This window comes from Parafrankia discariae, from assembly GCF_000373365.1.
GTDB lineage: Bacteria > Actinomycetota > Actinomycetes > Frankiales > Frankiaceae > Parafrankia > Parafrankia discariae.
This window is the reverse complement of sequence record NZ_KB891241.1, coordinates 140,822-162,173: the sequence shown is the minus strand read 5'-3', so window position 1 is coordinate 162,173 and position 21,352 is coordinate 140,822. Positions and strand designations below refer to the sequence as shown.

General features: G+C 73.3%; 14 protein-coding genes. All 14 read right to left on the bottom strand.

Annotation, left to right across the window (positions count from 1 at the left end; all coding sequences use genetic code 11):
• Positions 1-61 precede the first annotated feature (61 nt).
• A complete protein-coding gene (locus B056_RS0125120) occupies positions 62-1,378 on the bottom strand; it encodes a competence/damage-inducible protein A (protein ID WP_018504615.1) in 1,317 nt (438 codons plus the stop codon).
• Positions 1,368-2,090 carry a CDP-alcohol phosphatidyltransferase family protein gene (locus B056_RS0125115; protein ID WP_018504614.1) on the bottom strand — a complete coding sequence of 241 codons (723 nt, stop codon included), beginning with the start codon at positions 2,088-2,090 and terminating at the stop codon, positions 1,368-1,370. The genes B056_RS0125120 and B056_RS0125115 overlap by 11 nt, the downstream gene beginning before the upstream one ends.
• Positions 2,087-3,670, bottom strand: coding sequence for a MiaB/RimO family radical SAM methylthiotransferase (locus B056_RS0125110; RefSeq protein ID WP_026240121.1), 1,584 nt, complete (start codon positions 3,668-3,670; stop codon positions 2,087-2,089). Before B056_RS0125110 ends, B056_RS0125115 begins: the two co-directional genes overlap by 4 nt.
• A 116-nt stretch (positions 3,671-3,786) precedes the next feature.
• Entirely contained in the window at positions 3,787-4,797 is a 1,011-nt protein-coding gene (locus B056_RS0125105) for a helix-turn-helix domain-containing protein (protein ID WP_018504612.1), read from the bottom strand.
• 109 nt (positions 4,798-4,906) lie between these two features.
• The gene (locus B056_RS0125100; protein WP_018504611.1) at positions 4,907-7,708 is read right to left on the bottom strand and encodes an FtsK/SpoIIIE family DNA translocase; all 2,802 of its coding nucleotides are present in this window, start codon (positions 7,706-7,708) and stop codon (positions 4,907-4,909) included.
• Positions 7,709-7,850: 142 nt separating this feature from the next.
• The gene (locus B056_RS43725) at positions 7,851-8,969 is read right to left on the bottom strand and encodes a hypothetical protein (protein ID WP_018504610.1); all 1,119 of its coding nucleotides are present in this window, start codon (positions 8,967-8,969) and stop codon (positions 7,851-7,853) included.
• A 14-nt stretch (positions 8,970-8,983) separates the two neighbouring features.
• Complete coding sequence (locus tag B056_RS0125090; RefSeq protein WP_018504609.1) at positions 8,984-9,382, bottom strand: PadR family transcriptional regulator; 399 nt, start codon at positions 9,380-9,382, stop codon at positions 8,984-8,986.
• Between the two features lie 121 nt (positions 9,383-9,503).
• The gene (locus B056_RS0125085; RefSeq protein WP_018504608.1) at positions 9,504-11,189 is read right to left on the bottom strand and encodes a ribonuclease J; all 1,686 of its coding nucleotides are present in this window, start codon (positions 11,187-11,189) and stop codon (positions 9,504-9,506) included.
• The gene (dapA, locus tag B056_RS37885; RefSeq protein WP_051105732.1) at positions 11,186-12,172 is read right to left on the bottom strand and encodes a 4-hydroxy-tetrahydrodipicolinate synthase; all 987 of its coding nucleotides are present in this window, start codon (positions 12,170-12,172) and stop codon (positions 11,186-11,188) included. Before dapA ends, B056_RS0125085 begins: the two co-directional genes overlap by 4 nt.
• A gap of 429 nt (positions 12,173-12,601) precedes the next feature.
• Entirely contained in the window at positions 12,602-14,368 is a 1,767-nt protein-coding gene (locus B056_RS0125075; protein WP_018504606.1) for a hypothetical protein, read from the bottom strand.
• A gap of 106 nt (positions 14,369-14,474) precedes the next feature.
• Positions 14,475-15,641 (bottom strand): acetate/propionate family kinase, encoded by a 1,167-nt coding sequence (locus B056_RS0125070; RefSeq protein ID WP_018504605.1) that lies wholly within the window; start codon positions 15,639-15,641, stop codon positions 14,475-14,477.
• Between the two features lie 84 nt (positions 15,642-15,725).
• Positions 15,726-18,134: a phosphoketolase family protein gene (locus tag B056_RS0125065; protein ID WP_018504604.1), complete on the bottom strand. Its 2,409-nt coding sequence runs from the start codon at positions 18,132-18,134 to the stop codon at positions 15,726-15,728.
• Between the two features lie 405 nt (positions 18,135-18,539).
• On the bottom strand, positions 18,540-19,274 hold the full coding sequence (thyX, locus tag B056_RS0125060) for an FAD-dependent thymidylate synthase (protein ID WP_035752738.1): 735 nt from the start codon (positions 19,272-19,274) through the stop codon (positions 18,540-18,542).
• Positions 19,275-19,944: 670 nt separating this feature from the next.
• A complete protein-coding gene (gene hisS, locus B056_RS0125055) occupies positions 19,945-21,264 on the bottom strand; it encodes a histidine--tRNA ligase (RefSeq protein WP_020572696.1) in 1,320 nt (439 codons plus the stop codon).
• Positions 21,265-21,352 lie beyond the last annotated feature (88 nt).

Sequence of the window (21,352 nt, the reverse complement as noted above, 5' to 3'; positions counted from 1 at the left end):
CGCCGCCACCCGGCCGATCGGCCGCCGTCCATTCCACCAACGGGCGGCCGAGAGCGGATGATCAGTGCGCCCGGGCCTGTTCCGGCAGCGCCGACCCGCCGACGGCCGGACGGCCTTCCAGGGTACGGCGCAGCACGTCCAGAGCCTGCACGACGGCGAACTCACGGATCCGCTGCCGGTCGCCGGGCAGCCGCAGCGAACGGGACGTCGTGCCGTCCGGGCCGGCCAGCCCCAGATGCAGGGTGCCCACCGGCTTGCCCTCCTGCTCCCGCGGGCCGGCGACGCCGGTGGTGGCGAGCCCGTAGGTGGCCCCGAGCAGGTCCCGAACGCCGGCCGCCATCGCCTCGGCCGCCGCCGGCGAGACCGCGCCCTCGGTCGCCAGGACATCCCGGCCGACGTTGAGCACGGTGCCCTTGACCTCGGTGGCGTACGAGACGACCCCGCCGCGGAACACGGCGCTGGCCCCCGGGACGTCGGTCAGCCGGCCCGCCAGCAGCCCGCCGGTCAGCGACTCCGCGACGGCGAGCGTCGCCCCCTCCACCCGCAGCAGCTCCAGGACGACGCCCTCCAGCGACTCGTCGTCGCCGCCGTAGACACCGGCGCCGAGCGCCGCGCGCGCCGCCCGCTCCACCGGGGCGATCAGCGTCTCCGCGGCCGCCCGGTCCGCGGCGCGGGCGGTGATCCGCACCCGGGTCTGGCCGCCGCTGGCGAGGAACGCGATGCGCGGGTTCCCGATCGGTTCGAGCCGGGCGACCTCGTCCGCGAGCGCCTCGGCGACCATCGACTCCCACATGCCCGCCGTGCGCAGCACCCGGTGCACAACCACCGCGGGCTGCCCGGCCCGGCGCAGGATGTCCGGCAGCACGCTGCGGGTGAACATCTCGTGCATCTCGAACGGGACGCCGGGCATGGCGTAGACGACACCGGAGCCGATCTCCAGCTGGACGCCGGGCGCGGTGCCCGGGCCGTTGGGCAGCGGCCGCGCGCCGACGGGCAGGTCAGCCTGCCGGAAGTTCATCTCGGGGACCCCGCGGCCCCCCGCTCCCGAACGCGACCGGCCCAGCTCCTCGAAGCGGCGGCGCAGGGTGGCCTCCTCGGCCTCGTCCCGGCGCAGGCCGACGCCGGCGGCCAGGGCGATCCCCTCGCGGGTCAGGTCGTCCTGGGTCGGGCCGAGCCCGCCCGTCATGATCACGGCGTCGGCGCGCCCCAGCGCGACACCGATCGCGGTCGCGATGTCCGAGATCAGGTCACCGACCACGGTGGACGTCGCCACCTCGACCCCGACGTCGGCGAGCTGACGTCCCAGCCAGGCCGCGTTGCCGTTCACGATGTCCCCGTAGAGGAGCTCGTCCCCCACCGCCAGCAGTTCAGCGCGCATCGATCTCTCCTCTTCCGGGCCCGGTCACAGCCCCCTGATCCGGCGCCGTCAGCTCCCGTGCCGTCGGCTCCGGTGCCGTCGACTCCGACGCCACCTGCGCCTGCGCCGCCTGCGCCTGCGGCAGCTCCGGGCCGGCCTGGCGGCGCAGCGCCAGCGCCCGGTAGACGTAGTCCGCCCCGGTCACCACGGCGACCACGACCCCGCAGGCGAGGATCACCGCTCGACCGCTGGCCGCGACGCCCGCCAGCGGCAGCACGTAGAGCCCGAGCGAGATGTTGAGGAGCAGTGTCTTCGCCTTGCCGCCCCGACTGGCCGCGATCACCCCGTACCGGATGACCCACAGCCGTAGCAGCGTCACGCCGATCTCGCGGACGGCGACCACGACGGTGACCGCCCAGGGCAGCTCACCGAGGATCGACAGCGAGACCAGCGCGGCACCGGTGAGCGCCTTGTCCGCGATGGGATCCACCAGAATCCCGAAGTCGGTGACGAGGCCGCGGCGGCGGGCGATCGAGCCGTCGATCTGGTCGGTGACCGCGGCGACGGCGTACGCGCCGAACGCCGCGTAGCGCCAGCCGTCGGTGTCCGGGCCGGCGAACAGGAAGGCCACGAAGACCGGTACCAGCGCCAGCCGGAGGATCGTCAGGACGTTGGCGATGTTGAGAACGGGCGGCTTCGGCGCCGCCCGGTCGCCGGTGCCGGTGCCGGTCACGCCACACCCGAAGGGTGGCCCACCGCGTCCATCGGGCCGACCCCGTCCGGGATCGGCGGCAGCACGGAACCCGCCACGGCCGGCCCGGCCGCCACGGTGCCGGCCGGGCCGGCTCCGGCGCGGTCGAGCATGCCGGTGAACTCCGCGACCAGGTCGACGCCCTCGGCCGCCACGACCCGGGCCGCGATCAGGTCCCCGACGGCCACGCCGCCCGGTGGCCCACCCGCGGGCAGGCGGACCGTGCACGAGCCGTCGGCGTCGGCCTGCTGGTGCCCGGCGCAGCCGTACCCGAGAGCACCGGCCACCTCCTCGACGAGCACCTCGACGGTCGTGCCGATCCGGCGCTCGGCGCGGGCGGCGGTGAGCTGCTCGACGAGGTCGGTCACCTCGGCCCGCCGGTTCTCGATCTCCTCGGGGTCGACGTGGTCCGCCATGCCGGCGGCCTCCGTCCCCTCCTCGTCGGAATAGCCGAACACCCCGACCGCGTCGAGGTCGGCACGCTCGAGGAAGTTCAGCAGGATGTCGACGTCCTCGTCGGTCTCACCGGGGAAGCCGACGATCACGTTCGAGCGGGCGCCCAGGTCCGGGAGCAGCGCGCGGGCCCGCCGCAGCAGGTCCAGGAAGTCGGTCGAGCCGCCGAACCGGCGCATCCGCCGCAGCACCGCCGGGCTGGCGTGCTGGAACGACAGGTCGAGGTAGGGCGCCAGGCCCGGCGTCGTCAGCAGCACCTCCAGCAGGGACGGCCGCAGCTCGGCCGGCTGGAGATACACGGTGCGGACCCGGACGATCCCCGGGACGGCGGCCAGCTTCGGCAGCAGCTTCTCCAGCGCCCGCAGATCGCCGAGATCCTTGCCGTAGGACGTCGAGTTCTCGCTGACCAGGACCAGCTCGCGGGCGCCCTGCCCGGCCAGCCACTCGGCCTCGGCCAGCACGTCCTCCGGGCGGCGGGAGACATGCGAGCCGCGGAAGGACGGGATGGCGCAGAAGGCGCAGCGGCGGTCGCACCCGCTGGACAGCTTCAGCGGCACGACCGGGCTGGAGGTGAGCCGCTGCCGGCCGCTCCCCGCCGTGACCGCGCCCGCCGGCTGGATATGACCGGGGATGTGCGGCGAGTGCGCCGCGCGGGAGGCGTCCCCCCGCTCCACCGGGGAGATCGGCAGCAGCGTGCGCCGGTCGCGCGGGGTGTGCGAGGCCGGCGCCGAGCCGGCGAGCACCGCCTCGAGGTGCGCGGAGATCCGCGGGTAGGCGTCGAAGCCGAGCACGGCGTCCGCCTCGGGCAGGGTGTCGGCGAGCTCCCGGCCGTACCGCTCGGCCATGCAGCCCACGGCCACGACCGCGCGCGGCCCGCCGTCGCCGGGCTCGCGCAGGGCGTCCGCGGCGAGCAGGGCGTCGATCGAGTCCTTCTTCGCCGCCTCGACGAAACCGCAGGTGTTGACCAGGACGGCGTCCGCGTCGGCGGCGTCGTCGACCAGGTCCCAGCCGTCCGTGGCGAGGCGGGCGGCGAGTTCCTCGGAATCCACCTCGTTACGGGAACACCCGAGCGTGACGAGAGCTACCCGGCGTGCAGGACGAGGGGACACGGACCCAGGCTACCGGGGCGGCCCCGGACACCGCGCCGACGGCCCCCGCCCCGGCGTGGCCGGCCCAGGCCCGGGGCCAGCCCGCCAGGCCCGACGTCAGCCCGCCAGGCCCGACGTCAGCCGGTCGGTGCGGCCGTCAGCACCGGCCCGCCGGCCGCGAGGCCGCCCGTGCCCGGCCCGTCGACCGTGCAGCCGCCGCCGGTCGCGGCGAGCGCCACCCGGATCGTCACGACCTCGCCCGACCCGCCGGCCCGGTCCAGTCTCGTGCCGTTACACGAGAGGTCGACGGCGCCCGCGTTGCCCATCTTGATCTCCAGAGCACCCTCGGAGGACACCTCACGGCTGTCGCCCCGTTGCAGGAGCTGCGCGAACAGCACCTTGTCGCTGTCGTCGCGGACCTCCAGCCAGCTCTGCGCGTCGAGGGCCTGCATCCGCACGTTCACCCCGGGAGGTGGCGGGGTCGTGGGCACCGGGGACGGACCGGGCGACGCCGGGCCGGCCGGGGCGCTCGGCGACGCGCTCGGCCGGGGCGTGGCCGTGTCGTCGGAGTCGCCCCCGCCCGAAGGCAGCAGCAGGGCGACGAGTGCCAGCGCGCACACCACCACCAGCGAAATGATCATCGCTGGTACCCAGCGGAAGCCGCCGAACCCGCGGCCACGCCCCCCGCCACCGTGCAGCGGGTCGAACTCCGGCGAGGCGACCACGACCGGGGACGGCACGTGCTCGTGCCCGGCGTCGTACACCGCCAGCAGCGGGCCGGGCTCCAGCCCGAGCGTGGTCGCGATGCTGCGCAGGTGCCCGCGCGCGTAGACGGAGCCGCCGCAGCCGGAGAAGTCGTCCTGCTCGATCCGCTCGATCAGCGAGGCGCGGATCCGGGTCCGGTCGCTCACGTCGTCGATCGTCAGGCCGGCGGCCCGCCGGGCCGCCGCGATGGACGAGCCCAGGGACTCCGCGGCCGCGCCGCCCGGGCCCACCCGCTCCGGAGGTGCCGGCTGCTGCGGCGCCGGGATCTGGGCCGGCGGAGCCGGGACCTGAGCCGGCGAGACCTCGGCCGGCGGAGCCGGGATCTGAGCCGGCGGCACCGCGTCCACCGACTCAGGGGTCGCCGGGTCGTCCGCTGACCGCATGAGCGAACCTCCGCACCCGTTATGCCCTTGGCGCCGCTGGCGTGCGCCAGCCGATATTACGGTCGCCGGCCGACCTCCGACAGCTGGCGACGGACCTGTCCTGACTTTCTTAGCCGCTGCGGAGCGTCGTGAGAAGTCCTTCCAGCTCGTCGGGCATCACGAGTACATCGCGGGCCTTGGAGCCCTCGCTGGGGCCGACTATCCCCCGGCTTTCCATCAGGTCCATCAGCCGGCCGGCCTTCGCGAACCCGACCCGCAACTTGCGCTGAAGCATGGACGTCGACCCGAACTGGGTGCTGACCACCAGCTCGACGGCCTGGAGGAACAGCGCCATGTCGTCGCCGATCTCCTCGTCGATGTCCTTGCGCGGCTCGCCGCCGCCGTCGAAGACGTCCACCACGAAGGCGGGCTGCGCCTGCTCCTTGGTGTGGTCGACGATCGCGGAGATCTCGTCCTCGGAGACGAAGGCGCCCTGGATCCGGGCCGGCTTGCTCGCTCCCATCGGCAGGAACAGCGCGTCCCCGAGGCCGACGAGCTTCTCGGCACCGGCCTGGTCCAGGATCGTGCGGCTGTCGGCCAGCGACGCCGTGGCGAAGGCCAGCCGGGACGGCACGTTCGCCTTGATCAGGCCGGTGACGACGTCCACGGAGGGCCGCTGCGTCGCCAGCACCAGGTGGATCCCCACCGCGCGGGCCATCGCCGTGATCCGGCAGATCGCGTCCTCGACGTCACGCGGGGCCACCATCATGAGGTCCGCCAACTCGTCGACGATGGCGAGAATGTACGGATACGGGGTGTAAACCCGCTCCGAACCGGGCGGCGCCACGATCTCGCCCGCCCGCACCTTCCGGTTGAAGTCGTCGACATGGCGGACACCGCAGGCCGCCAGGTCCTCGTAGCGGTTCTCCATCTCCTTCACCACCCACTGCAGCGCGTCCGCCGCCTTCTTGGGATTGGTGATGATCGGTGTGATCAGATGGGGAATGCCCTGGTAATTCGTCAGCTCGACCCGTTTCGGGTCGACGAGGACCATCCGGACCTGGTCCGGGGTGGCGCGCGCCAGCACGCTCGTGATGAGCGTGTTGATGCAGGTCGACTTACCCGCCCCGGTGGCGCCCGCGATGAGGATGTGCGGCATCTTCGCCAGGTTCGCCAGGACGTAGCCGCCCTCGATGTCCTTCCCGAGGGCCACGACCAGCGGGTGCGGGTTCCCGGTCGCCTCACTGCTGCGCAGGACGTCGCCCAGCGACACCAGCTCGCGGTCGGTGTTCGGGATCTCGATGCCCACCGCGCTCTTGCCCGGGATCGGGCTGATGATCCGCACGTCCGGGCTCTTGACCGCGTAGGCGATGTTCTTCGCGAGCTGGGTGATGCGCTCGACCTTCACCGCCGAGCCCAGCTCCACCTCGTAGCGGGTCACCGTCGGACCCCGGGTGAACCCGGTGACCCTGGCATCGACCTTGAACTGCGTGAGGACGTCCGTCAGGGAGGCGATGACACCGTCGGTGGCCGCCGAGCGCACCTTCGGCGGGGTGCCGGAGCGCAGCAGCGTCGGCGACGGCAGCCGGTAGGCACCGTCCGTCGGCGGGACGAGGTACTCGATGTCATCCGGGCCGGGCGGCCGGGTCGGGGACGGGACGGACTCCGCTGCCACGTCGCCCGCGGCGGCACCCGCCCGGCCCCGCGCCCGCCGCGAACCAGCACCCGCGCCGCCCGCGCCGCCCCCGGCTACGACCGGGGCGACATCGTCTGCCTCCTCGTCGTCGGTCAGCCCGGCGACGTCGGCGAACAGGTCCGCGGGGTCGAGGGCCTCTGCGTCGGGCACCGCGGCCCGGCGGGACCGGCCCGGCCGGGAACGCCCGGCGCCGCTCGGCTCGTCCCGCGCACCGCCCGGCCCCGCGCCCGCCGGACCCGCGTCGACGTCGAAGACGCCCTCGCCGGACCCGGAGCGCCCAGCGCGCCCGGCGCGCCCACGCCGGCCCCGGGCCGGCGGCGCCTCGTCCTCGAGCAGCTCGTCGATGACACCGGTCCCGGCCGCGTCGTCGGCGTCGAGATCGTCGTACTCGTCCTCGAACTCGTCGTAGGAGTCGCCCGGTGCCCGGATCGGGACGGTGAGCCGCTCGGCGAGCTCACGCAGCTTCTCCGGCACCTGGCGGACCGGCGTCGCCGTCACCACCAGCAGCCCGAAGAAGGCGATGAGCAGCAGCAGCGGGACGGCCACGTAGGGGGTCACCGCGCTGACCAGCGGCGCGCTTCCGAGCAGCCCGAGCATGCCGCCGCCGTCGCGCAGCCGGCCCGTGCCGTCGGCGAAGTCCGGCAGCCCGCGGGCGATGTGCAGCACGCCGAGGATCCCGACGGCGACCGCGGCCCAGCCGATCACGACCCGGCCGCGGCTGTCCGGGTCGGACGGCGAGCGCACCAGCCGCCAGGAGGCACCGAGGAAGAACAACGGGACCGCCAGCGCGCCGACGCCGACGAACAGCTCCACCCCCGCGGCGACGAACGCGCCGATCGGCCCGCCGGCCCCGCCCCACAACGCGGCACCGAGCAGGATCGCGGCGCCGAACGCCGCCAGGCCGAGGCCGTCCCGCCGGTGCCCGGAGTCGATGCGCAGGTCCCGCGTCCCGCGGCCGAAACGGCGGAGCAGACCGCCGAGCATGCCGGCGGCGGCCATCCAGCCGTGGTAGACAGCTTTGATCACTGCCTGGGCGATCAGCAGCTGGACGGGAGCCTTCGGCGCGGTCGCCCGGCGGCGGGTGCTCGCCCCACGGGCGGCACCGCCGCGGGTGGACGACCCGGCGCGGCCCCCGGCCGGAGCCCGGCCGGTGGCACCGGATCCGCCGGATCGCGCCGTGGCCGGCCGCGGCTTGGATTGCGCCTGCGGGCGCGCGTTGGACGTGCGTGTGGCCACGCGGAGAAGGTACCCGGGAAGTGACGCGAGTCGCTGCAACCCAGACTATCCGGGCGCGCCACATCCGTGACCCCGGGCGTCCTCCCCGCCCGGTCGGGCCATCCACCCGCCCCGGCCGAGCTCTCGGCTGACGAGAAAACCATCAGACCAGTGTCGGCGGCACGCCAGCCGGCCCCGTGGGGCCCTTCGTCGACAGGATCCGCCGGGCCCGCCACGCGTCGACCAGCCCCGCGGACAGCAGAACGGCCAGTGTCAGAGCGATCTGGGTGATCCGCTCGTAGAAGGTCCAGTGGTCGATCCAAGCTCTCAGCACCGGGAGCACGCAGAGGACGACGCCGCAGGCGAAGACCGCGGCCACCCAGCCCGGTTGCCGAACACCCACGATCACGCCCAGCAGGCCACCCGCGAGCAGCCCCTGCGGCACCGTCTCGGTGAGAGATCCGTAGAAGGAGCTGCTCCAGTAGCCCGTCGTGGACAGTCGCACTGTGCCGAGGAAGCCGTCGTCGTGCGTGCCCCAGAATCCGAACTGGTAGCCGAAGACGCCGAGGAGCGCGGCCCAGCCGAGGACGGCGCCCGTCGCCGCCACCAGGTCCCGGGGGCCCGCGCCCCGGCGACCGGGCACCCGCCTGACCGCGGCCCCCGCCAGCGCCGGGACGGCCAGCACCGCCAGTACCAGGAGCAGCGACAGCGGTGGGCGCAACAGGTCGGTGTGACGGCCGAGCGCGAGCACCGCCCCGGTGGCGGGATACGTCACCACGAGGGCCACCCGCATGATCCGTCGCCGGCCGGCGACGGCGGCGGCGAGCGCGACCAGCCAGGGCACGAAGACCAGCGGGCCGGTGGTGAGGAAGGGCCCGAGCCCCCGGTCCGCCCACGGGTGCGCGGCGGTGGGCCAGGCCGCCAGGCGCTGGTCCGCGGCCGGCTGCCGCTCGGCCAGCACCAGGCAGACCGCGCTGAGCCCCGCGCCGATGGCCGGCGCCAGCGTCGCGGTCGCGCCGCGGACGCCGGCCGGCAGAACGCCGGCGCCGACAGCGCACCTGGTCGCCAGGCCGTGCACGACGAGGTCGACCGCCTCCGCCCCGCTCGGCCGGGTACGCCCGGCCGCCTCGGCGCCGTCGAGCAGCGTACCGAGGAGCTCCTCGCCGCGGGCCTCCCGCCAGCGACGCGGATAGCAGAGCAGCAACCGACGGTAGGCCCGCTCAGGCCCCGGCGGTTCAGTGCCGCCCCGGGACGGCCGCGGGTCGGGGATCTCCAGGTTCATCGTCGGCCGGCCCCTCAGCCGATCGCCGGCGCGCTCAGGGGCGCCGGCCTGGCCAGCCGCGCGAACGCCGTCGCCGGGCCGGCCGCGGGCCGGACGCGCAGGCGCAGTCTGCGGTCGGCCTCGGCGACGTTGGCCCGCAGCCGTTCGGTCTGCTCCGCGAGAACGCCAGCCCCGTCGTCGGTCAGCGTGTAGTACCGCCGCAGCCGCCCGTTGACGACCTCCTCACGCTCGACGCGCACGAGGCCCTCGGCGGCGAGGCGGTCCAGGGCGCCGTAGAGCGTGCCGGGCCGCATGGTCACCCGACCGCCGGAGATGTCCGCGACCTCGCGGATCACCGCGTATCCGTGGCGCGGGCCGTCAGCCAGCGCGGCGAGCACGAGGAACGTCGGTTCCCGCATGTCCTCCACTGTCATACCCGGACTATATTACGCCGAGCGGTATATATCGACTGGCTGACCTTCAGGGCAAAAAACCGGCCCTGGGCCAGGGGACTGGTCCAGGGCCGGGCGGTCTTCCTCAGACTTCCAGGACGACTCAGACTTCCAGGACGACCGGGAGGATCATCGGGCGGCGACGGTAGCGGTCGTTGACCCAACGGCCCACCGTGCGCCGGACGAGCTGCTGCAGCGCGTTCGTGTCGGTCATGCCGGAGCGCATCGCGTCGGCGAGGGCGTCCGCGAGCTTGCCACGGATCTCCTCGAACGCGGCCCGGGAGTCGGAGAACCCGCGGGCGGAGAGATCCGGGCCGACGACGACCTTGCCGGCGGCGGCATCCACCACGACCGTGATCGTGATGAAGCCCTCCTCGCCGAGGATCCGCCGGTCCTTCAGGCTCGACTCCCCGACGTCGCCGACGGCGAGCCCGTCGACGAAGACCATCCCGCAGGGGACCGCCCCGGTGATCTCCGCCTGGCCGTCGATGAGGTCGATGACCATGCCGTCCTCGGCGATGATGACCCGGTCCGGCGGGACGCCGGTGGCCTCGGCGAGCGCACCGTGCGCGCGCAGGTGCCGCCACTCGCCGTGCACGGGCATCATGTTCGACGGCTTGGTCGCGTTGAGCACGTAGAGCAGCTCACCGGCCGGGGCGTGCCCGGAGGTGTGGACCATCGCCACGCCCTTGTGCACGACCCGGGCGCCCCACCTGGTCAGGCCGTTGATCACCCGGAACACGGCCGTCTCGTTGCCCGGGATCAGGCTGGAGGCCAGGACGACCGTGTCGCCCTCCTGGATCCGGATCGCGTGGTCCCGGTTGGCCATGCGGGACAGCGCGGACAGCGGCTCGCCCTGCGACCCGGTCGAGACCAGGCAGATGTTGCGGTCGGGAAGCGAGTCGACGTCGCGACTGTCGATCACCAGGCCGGGTGGGACGCGCAGCAGGCCGAGATCACGGGCGACACCCATGTTGCGGACCATCGACCGGCCGACGAAGCAGACCGACCGGCCGTGCGACTCGGCGGCGTCGAGCACCTGCTGCACGCGGTGGACGTGGCTGGCGAAGCACGCGACGACGATGCGCCGGTCCGCCTCGCGGAAGACCTTGTCGAGCACGGGGGCGATCGCGCGCTCCGAGGCGACGAAACCGGGGACCTCGGCGTTCGTCGAGTCCGAGAGCAGCAGGTCGACGCCCTCGCGGCCGAGCCGGGCGAAGCCGCCCAGGTCGGTGAGCCGCCCGTCCAGCGGGAGCTGGTCCATCTTGAAGTCGCCGGTGTGCAGCACCAGGCCCGCGTCGGTGCGGATGGCGACCGCGACGGCGTCCGGGATGGAGTGGTTGACGGCGAGGAACTCGAGGTCGAACGGACCGAAGGAGTGCTTCTCCTCCTCGCGGATCTGCATGGTCACCGGCTGGATCCGGTGCTCGGCGAGCTTGGCCACCATGAGCGCGAGCGTCAGCCGGGTGCCGACCAGCGGGATGTCACGCCGTTCACGAAGCAGGTACGGGACGGCACCGATGTGGTCCTCGTGCGCATGCGTGAGGATGACCGCCTCGATGTCCTGCAGGCGGTCCCGGATGGCGGTGAAGTCCGGCAGGATGAGATCGACGCCGGGCTGGTCCGTCTCGGGGAAGAGCACCCCGCAGTCGACGATGAGCAGCCGCCCGGAGTGCTCGAACACGGTCATGTTGCGACCGATCTCGCCGAGGCCGCCGAGCGGGATGATCCGCAGGCCGTCGGCGCGCAGCGGCGGCGGCGGGCCCAGCTCCGGGTGCGGACGCGTCATGAAGCCGCCGTCCCCGGGACGACCACGGCGGCGCCCGACCCCGAGAGCCCGGGCGGGGACCCGGGATCGAGCCCGGCCGCGGCCAGATCGGCCCGCAGCCGGGCACGCTCGGCGTCCGTCGCGTCGACGAGCGGGGAGCGGACCGGACCCGCGGGCAGGCCGGCCATGGCCAGCGCCGCCTTCGTCGTGATCACACCCTGAGTGCGGAAGATTCCCTGATATGCGGGCAGCAAGCCCTTGTGGAGCGCGATCGCCCGACCCACCTCACCGGCCCCGAAGGCCTCGATCATCGCCCGAATGGCGGGGCTGGCCACGTGACCGACGACACTGACCACACCGCACGCACCAACGGACAGAAGCGGAAGATTGAGCACGTCCGTGCCCGAGTAGTAGGCGAGGCCGGTGTTGGCCAGTACCCACGAAGACGCGGAGAGATCGTCCTTGGCGTCCTTGACCGCGACGATACGCGAGTGTTCGGCCAGCTTCAGGAGAGTCTCGGTCTCGACCGGTACACCGGACCTGCCGGGAATATCGTAGATCATCACAGGCAGCGATGTCGCGTCGGCGACCGCCCGGAAGTGCGCGAGCAGCCCGGCCTGCGGCGGCTTGTTGTAGTACGGGGCGACCACGAGCAGGCCGTCGGCGCCCGCTTTCTCGGCCGCCTCGGCCAGCTCGACGGTGTGCCGGGTGTCGTTCGTGCCGACGCCGGCGATCACCTGGGCCCGGCTGCCGACCGCGTCACGGACGGCCCGCACCAGGATGTCCTTCTCGGCATCCGACGTCGTGGGCGACTCGCCCGTGGTGCCGTTGATGACCAGCGCGTCATTTCCGGCGTCGACGAGATGCTCCGCGAGCGCCGCGGCGCCGGGGACGTCCAGGCCGCCGTCCGCGGTGAACGGCGTGATCATCGCCGTGATCATCCGCCCGAACGGGGCCGGGGGCAATGCTGACATACCTGCCACGCTAGCGGGCACCTCCGACATCTCCTCCGACGGTCACCGAGCGGCGCCAGTCGGCGGACCCCCGCCGCGAGCGGGCGGCACCGACCGGACGGTCAAACCGGGTCGGCCGCCGCACCGGCGGGCCGGGGCAGGAACCAGGAACTACTTCTGAGCGGCTTTCATGACCCGGACGCCACCCCCGCCGCGCCCGGGGAGGCGGCGGGAGGATGGCTCGCAGACCCTCGACGGGCACCGGCGACCATGTTTCGGTCGAGCCGCATCCACAGCTCACGACGACCGAGACGGACGAACGACAGCGGGCCGCCCCGGCGAGCCGCGCCACCGGCGACCGCACCGCCAGTGACCGCGCCGCAAGTGACGCCTGCGCCGTAGTTCTTCGGCATGCCCACCGCCCCGTCTCGCACGACAGTGGGTTCAGGGTACCGCCACGGCCGGTGCCGCGGTCGCCGTTCAGCGGCGCGGACCAGCCCCCGCCGCCCGCCAGGTGCCCGGCTGGTCCGGCACGGCCACCGATAAGGACAAGCCCACCGCACGACCCGGCCGCGAAGCCGGTGCCAGCGCCCCGAGCTGGGGCGACGCTCCCGGAACGTACGTGATCGACCCACCGGGATCCGGCGGCGGAGTGTGCCAGCCCAGCGCGCGCAGCCCCGAGAGCACCGCCAGCGCCACCAGCAGCGCGAGCAGCGCCTGCTTGGCCGGCCCGAGCACCCAGGCCGCCAGGCTCGACCGCTCCCTGGTCAGCAGCAGGGTCGCCGCGAACGACGACGGCACCGCGACGACCGCGACCGCGTCGGCCCCGAGCTCGAACGGCAGCGCCGACAAGGCCACGGTGAGACACATCAGGACCAGGATCGCGACCGTGACGCGGGCGACGTCCGGCGACACACTGAGGCCCACCACCAGCTTCGCCCGCGCCGCCCGCCGCGCGTCGGTGGTGTAGAACGCGTACACCTCACGGTTCTGGTGGACGTCCTCGACGTAGGTCCGGGCGATCCGGCGGTGCTCCAGGTCGACCGTGATCGGCGTGCTCAGCTCGATGCTGGTGTCGTCGGTGCCCACGCTCACGTGATAGCTGCCCGGCCCGCCCGGGTCGATGTCCACGAGCGCCACCGGCGTCAGCCACCGCTGCCGCGGGGTGAGCGACTCGTCCTGGACGGGGCAGCGGCGGGTCAGCACCGTGCGCCGCTCCTCGGACATCTTGATCAGGCACGGGCGGTACGGGTCCAGGGTGACGGCGGCGAGCGCCTCCCAGCGCCGCCCGTACTCCGCCACCGTGCTCAGCACCGGCACCGCGGCCGGGCCCGCCAGGCTCAGCTCGTCGATCCAGCCGGTGAACTCCCGCAGGTAGTGACCGATGTGCGCGACCTCCAGCGGGGTGGGGACGTCCGGATCACGCCAGAGCTCGCCGGCCGCGAGCAGCATCGTGTCCGCGCTGCTCAGTGGGTCGAAGGGTTCCGCCAGCACCGAGCGCAGCAGGAGCTGGGCCGGTTCGAGCAGCGCCTGCCAGGACCGCAGTGTCACCTCCGGCACCGACAGATCCGCCTCGCGGGCGAGGTAGGTCGCGACGGCGTCGAGCGGAAGCGGACGCCCCCGGCGGGGCACCAGGCCGGGCAGGTTGCCGGACAGCCGCCCCGGGCGGAACCTGGAGATCGCGTCCACGACGCGGCGCGCGGGGCCGGGCAACGGGCAGCCGGCGGCGTCGGCGAGCAGCGCGATCAGGTTGCCCTGGATCGCGACGGACGTCCCGTACGGCATCAGGTGGGCGTCGGAGCCGCCCGGGCCGGCGAGGTCGAAGCCGACCAGGGCGCGCTTGGGCAACGTGGAGATCGGCAGCAGCAGGCAGACCTCCGGCGGCAGCCGACCGGCGGTGTCCAGCCGCCCGGTGCCCGGAACGATGCTGTTCAGCAGCCCGTCGAGCGGGCCCCAGTTCACCGAGCGGGTGAGTCGGCAACGGTTGGCGCTGACGATCGTGAACTGGTCGACGACCCGGCGCCGCAGCCCGGCGTACTCGGCCGGGGGCGCGAGCAACATCGTGGTGACCTCGTCGACGTCGGTGAGGTCGAGCACCGGGGCGCTGTCGGCGTCGTCCCGCCTCGTCCACCGGCGCAGCCGGCTGACCGGCCCCGAGCCGCCGGCACCACCGGCCCCGCCGCCGGTTCCCCCTGGACCGCCGAAGCCACCGAAGCCGCCGAAGCCGCCGCCGCCCGAGCCCGCCACTCAACGGCCCCCGGCCCGGAAACCGGGAGGAACACTCCGGAATGTGCCGATCACACCACGAGACCGTAGCAGCCCACGATCTCCCCGGGCCGGCGCCCCGGACGGCTCAGGTCAGGGTGGCCAGGAGCTCGCGGGCGGCGCGGGCGATCTCGACGTCCTCGCGTGCCTCGACGATCAGGGTGCGCACGGGGGCGCCCGGCGCGCTGATGTCGAGGTCGCCGCCGGTGTAGGAGAGGTTGCGCTCCTCGTCGACCGTGACCCCGAGGAAGGCGAGCCCGGTGGCGGCACCCGAGCGCACCGGGCCGGCGTGCTCCCCGACCCCTCCGGTGAAGACCAGGGCGTCCAGGCCGCCGAGCGAGGCCGTCATCGCGGCGGTCTCGGCCCGCAGCCGGTGCAGGTAGACGGCCATGCCGAGCGCCTCGGGGGTACCCGCCCGGCGCGCGCCGGTCAGGATGGCCCGCATGTCCGCCGAGCCGACCAGGCCGGTCATCCCGCTCTCGTGGAAGAGCGCGTCGGTGAGCTCCTGCGCGGTCAGCCCCTGTTCGGTCTGCAGCCAGAGCAGGAGCCCCGGGTCGACCGTGCCGGAGCGGGTCGCCATCACCAGACCCTCCAGCGGGGTGAAGCCCATGGTCGTGTCGATGCTGACGCCGTCGCGGACCGCGGCCAGTGACGCGCCCGAGCCCAGGTGCGCGGTCACCACCCGGCGCGCACCGGTCAGTTCGGCCGCCCGCCGGGCGGCGTAGGCGTGCGACAGACCGTGGAAGCCGTAGCGGCGGACGCCGTACTGCTCACGCCACCGGGCCGGGACCGGGTAGGTGACGGCCTCGGGTGGCATCCGGGCGTGGAAGGCGGTGTCGAAGCAGGCCACCCGCGGGACACCGGGGAGCGCCTCCGACACGTCGGCCAGCGCCGCCAGCGCCGCGGGCTGGTGCAGCGGCGCCAGCGAGACGAGTTCCCGCAGCCGCCGTTCGACCTGTTCGTCGACGAGCACCGGGTCGGTGAACGTCGACCCGCCATGCACGACGCGATGCCCGGTGACGCTGACCTCGCCAGCGTGCGCGAGGGCGTCGACGGCCTGTTCCAGCTCCGCCGGGTCGGGCCGCCCGGCGACGGCGCGCAGGTCGTGCGCGGCCAGCACCCGGTCATCCGGGTCGAGCAGGCGCAGCTTCACGCTGGACGAGCCCGCGTTCACCACGAGCACGTTCACCGATGCCGCGACGACGGCCGCCGCCGCGACGGCGCCAGCCGTAGCCCGCGTCGGGACGTCCGCCACGTCTATCGGTCCTTCCGGGGGGGGGTGGGCGGGTGCCGCCCTCGGTCAGCGGGCCCAGCGGGCCCTGGGTGAGCAGGCCCTCGGTCAGTAGGGCCACGTCCAGTCACGGATGCACGGGTCGTCCTCGCCGTGGTCGCGGGTGTAGGCGCGGGCCGCGAGCCGGGCGTCGATCATCCGCTGCCGGACGTGCGCCGCGCGGGCGCCGAGGCTGGCCACCCGGTCGATCACGTCCACGACCAGGTGGAAGCGGTCGAGGTTGTTCATCATGACCATGTCGAAGGGCGTGGTCGTCGTGCCCTCCTCGATGTAGCCGCGGACGTGCAGGTTGCCGTGGTTGCGCCGGCGGTAGGTGAGGCGGTGGATCAGCCACGGATAGCCGTGGTAGGCGAAGATGATCGGGCGGTCCTCGGTGAACAGCGCGTCGAAGCGCGCGTCGGACATGCCGTGCGGGTGCTCGGCCTCCGCCTGCAGGCACATCAGGTCGACCACGTTGACGACCCGCACCTTCAGCTCGGGGAAGTTCTGGCGCAGGATGTCGACCGCGGCCAGCGTCTCCAGGGTCGGGATGTCCCCGGCGCAGGCCATGACGACGTCGGGGGTGCCGTCGCCGTCCTCGGTGTGGTCGTTGCTCGCCCAGTCCCAGATGCCCAGGCCGCGGGTGCAGTGCGCGATCGCGTCCGACATCGGCAGATAGTTCAGCGCCGGCTGCTTGCCGGCGACGATGACGTTGATGTAGTGCCGGCTGCGCAGGCAGTGGTCGGCCACCGAGAGCAGCGTGTTCGCGTCCGGCGGCAGGTAGACCCGGATGATCTCGGCCTTCTTGTTGACCACGTGGTCGATGAAGCCCGGGTCCTGGTGCGAGAAGCCGTTGTGGTCCTGGCGCCAGACATGGCTGGTGAGCAGGTAGTTCAGCGAGGCGATCGGCCGGCGCCAGGGAATGTGCCGGGTCGCCTTCAGCCATTTCGCGTGCTGGTTCACCATCGAGTCGACGATGTGGATGAACGCCTCGTAGCACGAGAAGAAGCCGTGCCGACCGGTGAGCAGGTAGCCCTCCAACCAGCCCTGACACAGGTGCTCGGAGAGCACCTCCATCACCCGGCCGTCCGGGGCCAGGTCCTCGTCGGTCGGCACCGTCTCGGCGTTCCAGGCCCGGGACGTGGTCTCGAACAGCGCCCCGAGACGGTTCGACGCGGTCTCGTCCGGACCCATCACCCGGAAGGTGTTCGGGTTCGACCGCATGACGTCGCGCAGGAAGCCGCCCAGCACCCGCGTCGCCTCGTTGAAGCTCACTCCCGGCTGCGGGACGTCGACGGCGTAGTCGCGGAAGTCCGGCAACGTCAGGTCACGCAGCAGCTCACCGCCGTTGGCGTGCGGGTTCGCGCTCATCCGGCGGGTGCCCACGGGAGCCAGCGACGCCAGCTCCGGGACCAGCCGCCCGTCGGCGTCGAACAGCTCCCAGGGCCGGTAGCTGCGCAGCCACGACTCCAGCAGGGCCAGATGCTCGGGGTTGCCGTGCAGCTCGGCGATCGGCACCTGGTGCGAGCGCCAGTTCCCCTCGACCGGCCGGCCGTCGACCGTCGACGGGCCCGTCCACCCCTTCGGCGTGCGCAGGACGATCATCGGCCACACCGGCCGGGACGAGTCGCCGCCGCGGCGGGCGCGGTCCTGGATGTCGAAGATCCGCGAGACGGCGGTGTCGAGCACCCGGGCGAACTGCTGGTGGACGTCGGCCGGGTCGTCGCCGGTGACGTGCAGCGGCTCGTAGCCGTAGCCGCGCATCAGCGCGTCGAGCTCCGACTCGGGGATGCGGGCGAGGATCGTCGGCTGCGCGATCTTGTACCCGTTGAGGTGCAGGATCGGCAGCACCGCGCCGTCGCGCACCGGGTCGAGGAACTTGTTGGAGTGCCAGCTCGCCGCCAGCGGGCCGGTCTCCGCCTCGCCGTCACCGACGACGGCGGCGACCACCAGGCCGGGGTTGTCGAAGGCGGCGCCGTAGGCATGGGTGAGCGCGTACCCCAGCTCACCGCCCTCGTGGATGGAGCCGGGCACCTCCGGTGCCACGTGGCTGGGAATCCCCCCGGGGAACGAGAACTGCCGGAACAGCCGGCGCAGGCCCTCTCTGTCCTGGGTGACGGAGGGGTAGATCTCGCTGTACGTGCCCTCGAGATAGGTGTTGGCCACGATGCCCGGCCCGCCGTGGCCGGGGCCGATCACGTAGATCGCGTCGAGGTCGTTGCGACGGATGACCCGGTTCATGTGGGCGTAGATGAGATTGAGCCCGGGCGTGGTGCCCCAGTGCCCGAGCAGCCGCGGCTTGACGTGCTCGGCCCGCAGCGGCTCGCTGAGCAACGGGTTGTCGAGCAGGTAGATCTGCCCCACCGCGAGGTAGTTGGCGGCACGCCAGTAGGCGTCGATCAGTCGCAGTTCCTCGGTGGACAGCGGACCCGTGCTCCGCACACCGGACTCCGCGTCGATCTCGGCGACGTTGATCATGCCCGCCCTCTCCAGCTGGTCCCGCCTCGGCGCCGTTGCCTCGTCTGTACCGTGCCTCGCCTGTGTCGTTGCCGTGTGGGTGCTGTACCGGTGCCGGTATCGCCGCCGGCGGCCCCACCATCGTTCCCTCGACACCGGACGGAACGCTGATCCGTTGTAAGGCTGGACCTGGTTAACTCCGCCCGGACAAAACCGGGGCGAACGTCGCGTGAACGCCGGGCCGGTGGTCCCTTGCGAGTGTCGGCCCGGCCCCGGCCGGGCGGCCCTTTCGACGCCCCGCGGCCGGGACGGCCTTCCCGAACGGCACCCCCGATCGGCCTGGGTGGCCTGGATGAACGGCCTGGATGGACGGCCCTGGGCCGGCGCGACAGCCCCGCCGGGCGCCGCGCCAGCCACCGGCCGCGGTCAGCCCTCGCCGACCAGCGGGCTGGAAGCCACCTCCGTGCCGTCGTCGAGGGTGGTCACCCGGAAGTCCGCGAAGACGTTCGGCGCCACGCCCCGCAGGGCGCGCAGCGCGGCGATCGCCAGCCCGCGGATCTCGACGTCGGCGTGCTCGCTGGCCCGCATCGCGATGAAGTGCCGCCAGGCACGGTAGTTGCCGGTGACGACGATCCTGGTCTCGGTCGCGTTCATCAGCACCGAGCGGGCGGCCTGACGGGCCTGCTTGCGGCGTGAGGTCGGCGCGGACACGTCGGCGAACCGCTTCTCCAGGCCCTCCAGCAGCCGCGCGTACGCGTCCATGGACGCGGCGGCCGCCTCGGTGAACAGGGCGTGCAGCTCCGGATCGGTGGCGATCACCTCGGGTTCGACGACCGCCGCGTCGTGCTCGGGGACATAACGCTGGGAGAGCTGGCTGTAGGAGAAGTGCCGGTGCCGGACGAGTTCGTGGGTCAGGCTCCGGGAGACACCGGTGATGTACAGCGAGACCGTTCCGTGCTCGAGCACCGACAGGTGGCCGACGTCGAGGATGTGCCGCAGGTAGCCGGCGTTCGTCGCCGTCGCCGGGTTCGGCTTGCTCCAGCTCTGGTAGCAGGCGCGCCCGGCGAACTCCGCGAGCGCCTGGCCGCCCTCGGCGTCGGTGCTCCACGGGACGTCGTCCGGCGGGAGGAACTCCGTTCGGGCTATGACCTGGACCTTCATCCGGGCCGCCGCGGGGGCGGGGCTCGGCTCGTCGAGCTGCTCCGACCCGGCGGTCTCGTCGATCTCGTCGATCTCGTCAGGCACTCCGACCTCCACCACAGCGACCTCCACCGTCTCCACTCGTGGACGTCCGCGCGGCCGGGCCGCGTTCGCGCCAGGGTGGTGCACGCGCCGGACCGCGTCCAAACCGCTCGGCGCGGGACACGAGCGGCTGCGCCCCACGGTATCGGCTCCACCGGTGCCGTCCGGCGGCAGCATCGACGGAGCCACGACGAGAAACCAACCCACGCCCGCCGGCTGGCATCGGCATGCACCGGACCGGTTACGTTCGAACCGCCCAACCGGCCCGTGTCGTCACCCACTTACCCGTCCGGTGACCCGTCCGGAACACCGCGGTGGCACCGGCGACGCGCCGTGGTACACCGGATGTGGGCGCCTCGCCACAGTCGGCGAGGGGTCCGGTGCCCGCTCCAGTGGCGCGGTCCGGCCGGGGGTCTCCGCCCCCGTCAACTCCCGGCCGGCTCCGCGCCCGCAGCGGGCACCGTGTCTCCCACGCGGCCGCGACCACCGACCGGCCCGTCTCCCGCGCCGCCGGCCGGCGGCGCGGCCGCGTGGCGCTCAGGCGGCCCCGCGACATCCCGGGTGGCGCCTCCGGGTGTCCAAGCGGGTGTCAGCCCGCGGGTGCCCACACCGCCGGGTCGGCCGGGCCCTGGTCGCCGGTGGCCATGTTCTTCACCTCGTGCGGGCGGTCGTCGGCGAACGGCGGGAACCAGACGTGCCCGATGCCCTTGCGTGAGGCGTACCTGATCTGCTTCGCCAGTTTGTCCGCCTGGTGGTACGTCTCCACGTTGAGGCCCCGGCCGCGCAGCAGCCGGGCGGTCGCGAGCGCCTCGGGCCGGCGCTCGTCGCTGGGGATCACCATGAGCACCTGGGCCGGGCTGGACGGGCCCGCGCCGATGAGGCCGTCCGCGACGAGCTTGGCGAAGATGCGGGTGAGACCGATCGAGATCCCGACCCCGGGGAGGTTGCGCCGGATGAAGGTGCCCGCGAGGTCGTCGTACCGGCCGCCGGAGCAGATGCTGCCGTATCCGGGTGCGTCGACGAACTTGGCCTCGTAGACGGTGCCCGTGTAGTAGTCCAGGCCGCGGGCGATCGACAGGTCGGCCACGACGGAGCCGGCCGGCAGGTCGGCCAGGTCGTCCAGCACCCGGGCCAGCTCGTCGAGACCCTCCGTCAGCAGCTCGGACTTGACCCCGAGCCGGCCGATCTCGTCGACGACACCGGCGTCGGAGCCCCTGACCTGGGCCAGGTCGAGGCAGGCACGCGCCTGCTCGGCGGTGAGCCCGACCGGCCCCGTCAGCAGCGCCTCGACCCCACCCGGACCAATCTTGTCGATCTTGTCCGCGGCCCGGATGACGGCGAGCGGGTCACCGATCCCGAGCCCCTCGTAGAACCCCTGCAGGATCTTGCGGTTGTTGATGTTCAACGTCCAGGACGGGACGGCGAGCGTCGTCAGGACCTCGTGCACGATCCGGGGCAGTTCGGCGTCGAAGTGCAGCGGGACGTTGTCGACGTTGATGACGTCGATGTCACACTGGGTGAACTCCCGGAACCGGCCCTCCTGCGGCCGCTCGCCCCGCCACACCCGCTGGATCTGGTAGCGCTTGAACGGGAAGACCAGGTCGTTGAAGTGGGCGGCGACGTAGCGGGCGAACGGCACGGTCAGGTCGAAGTGCAGGCCGAGGCGCGCGCTGTCGTCGTCGTCCTCCGCCTGCAGGCGACGCAGGGTGTAGACCTCCTGCGAGGTCTCCCCCTTGGCCATCAGGGCCTCGAGGGCCTCCACCGACGGGGTCTCCACCGAGCAGAACCCGTACCGCTCGAAGGTGGCGCGGATGGTGTCGAGCCAGCGGAGCTCGACCATCCGGACGTCGGGAAGCCACTCGGGGAACCCGCTGACCGGGGTGGGGCGGACTATCGGTGCGTCGGCCATGGCCGGGACAAACTCCTCGTTCTCGACACTGCTGCGTGCGCACGCCTGGGCGGGGCGCACTCATCGGACCCTGGAAGCGCGGCGATCA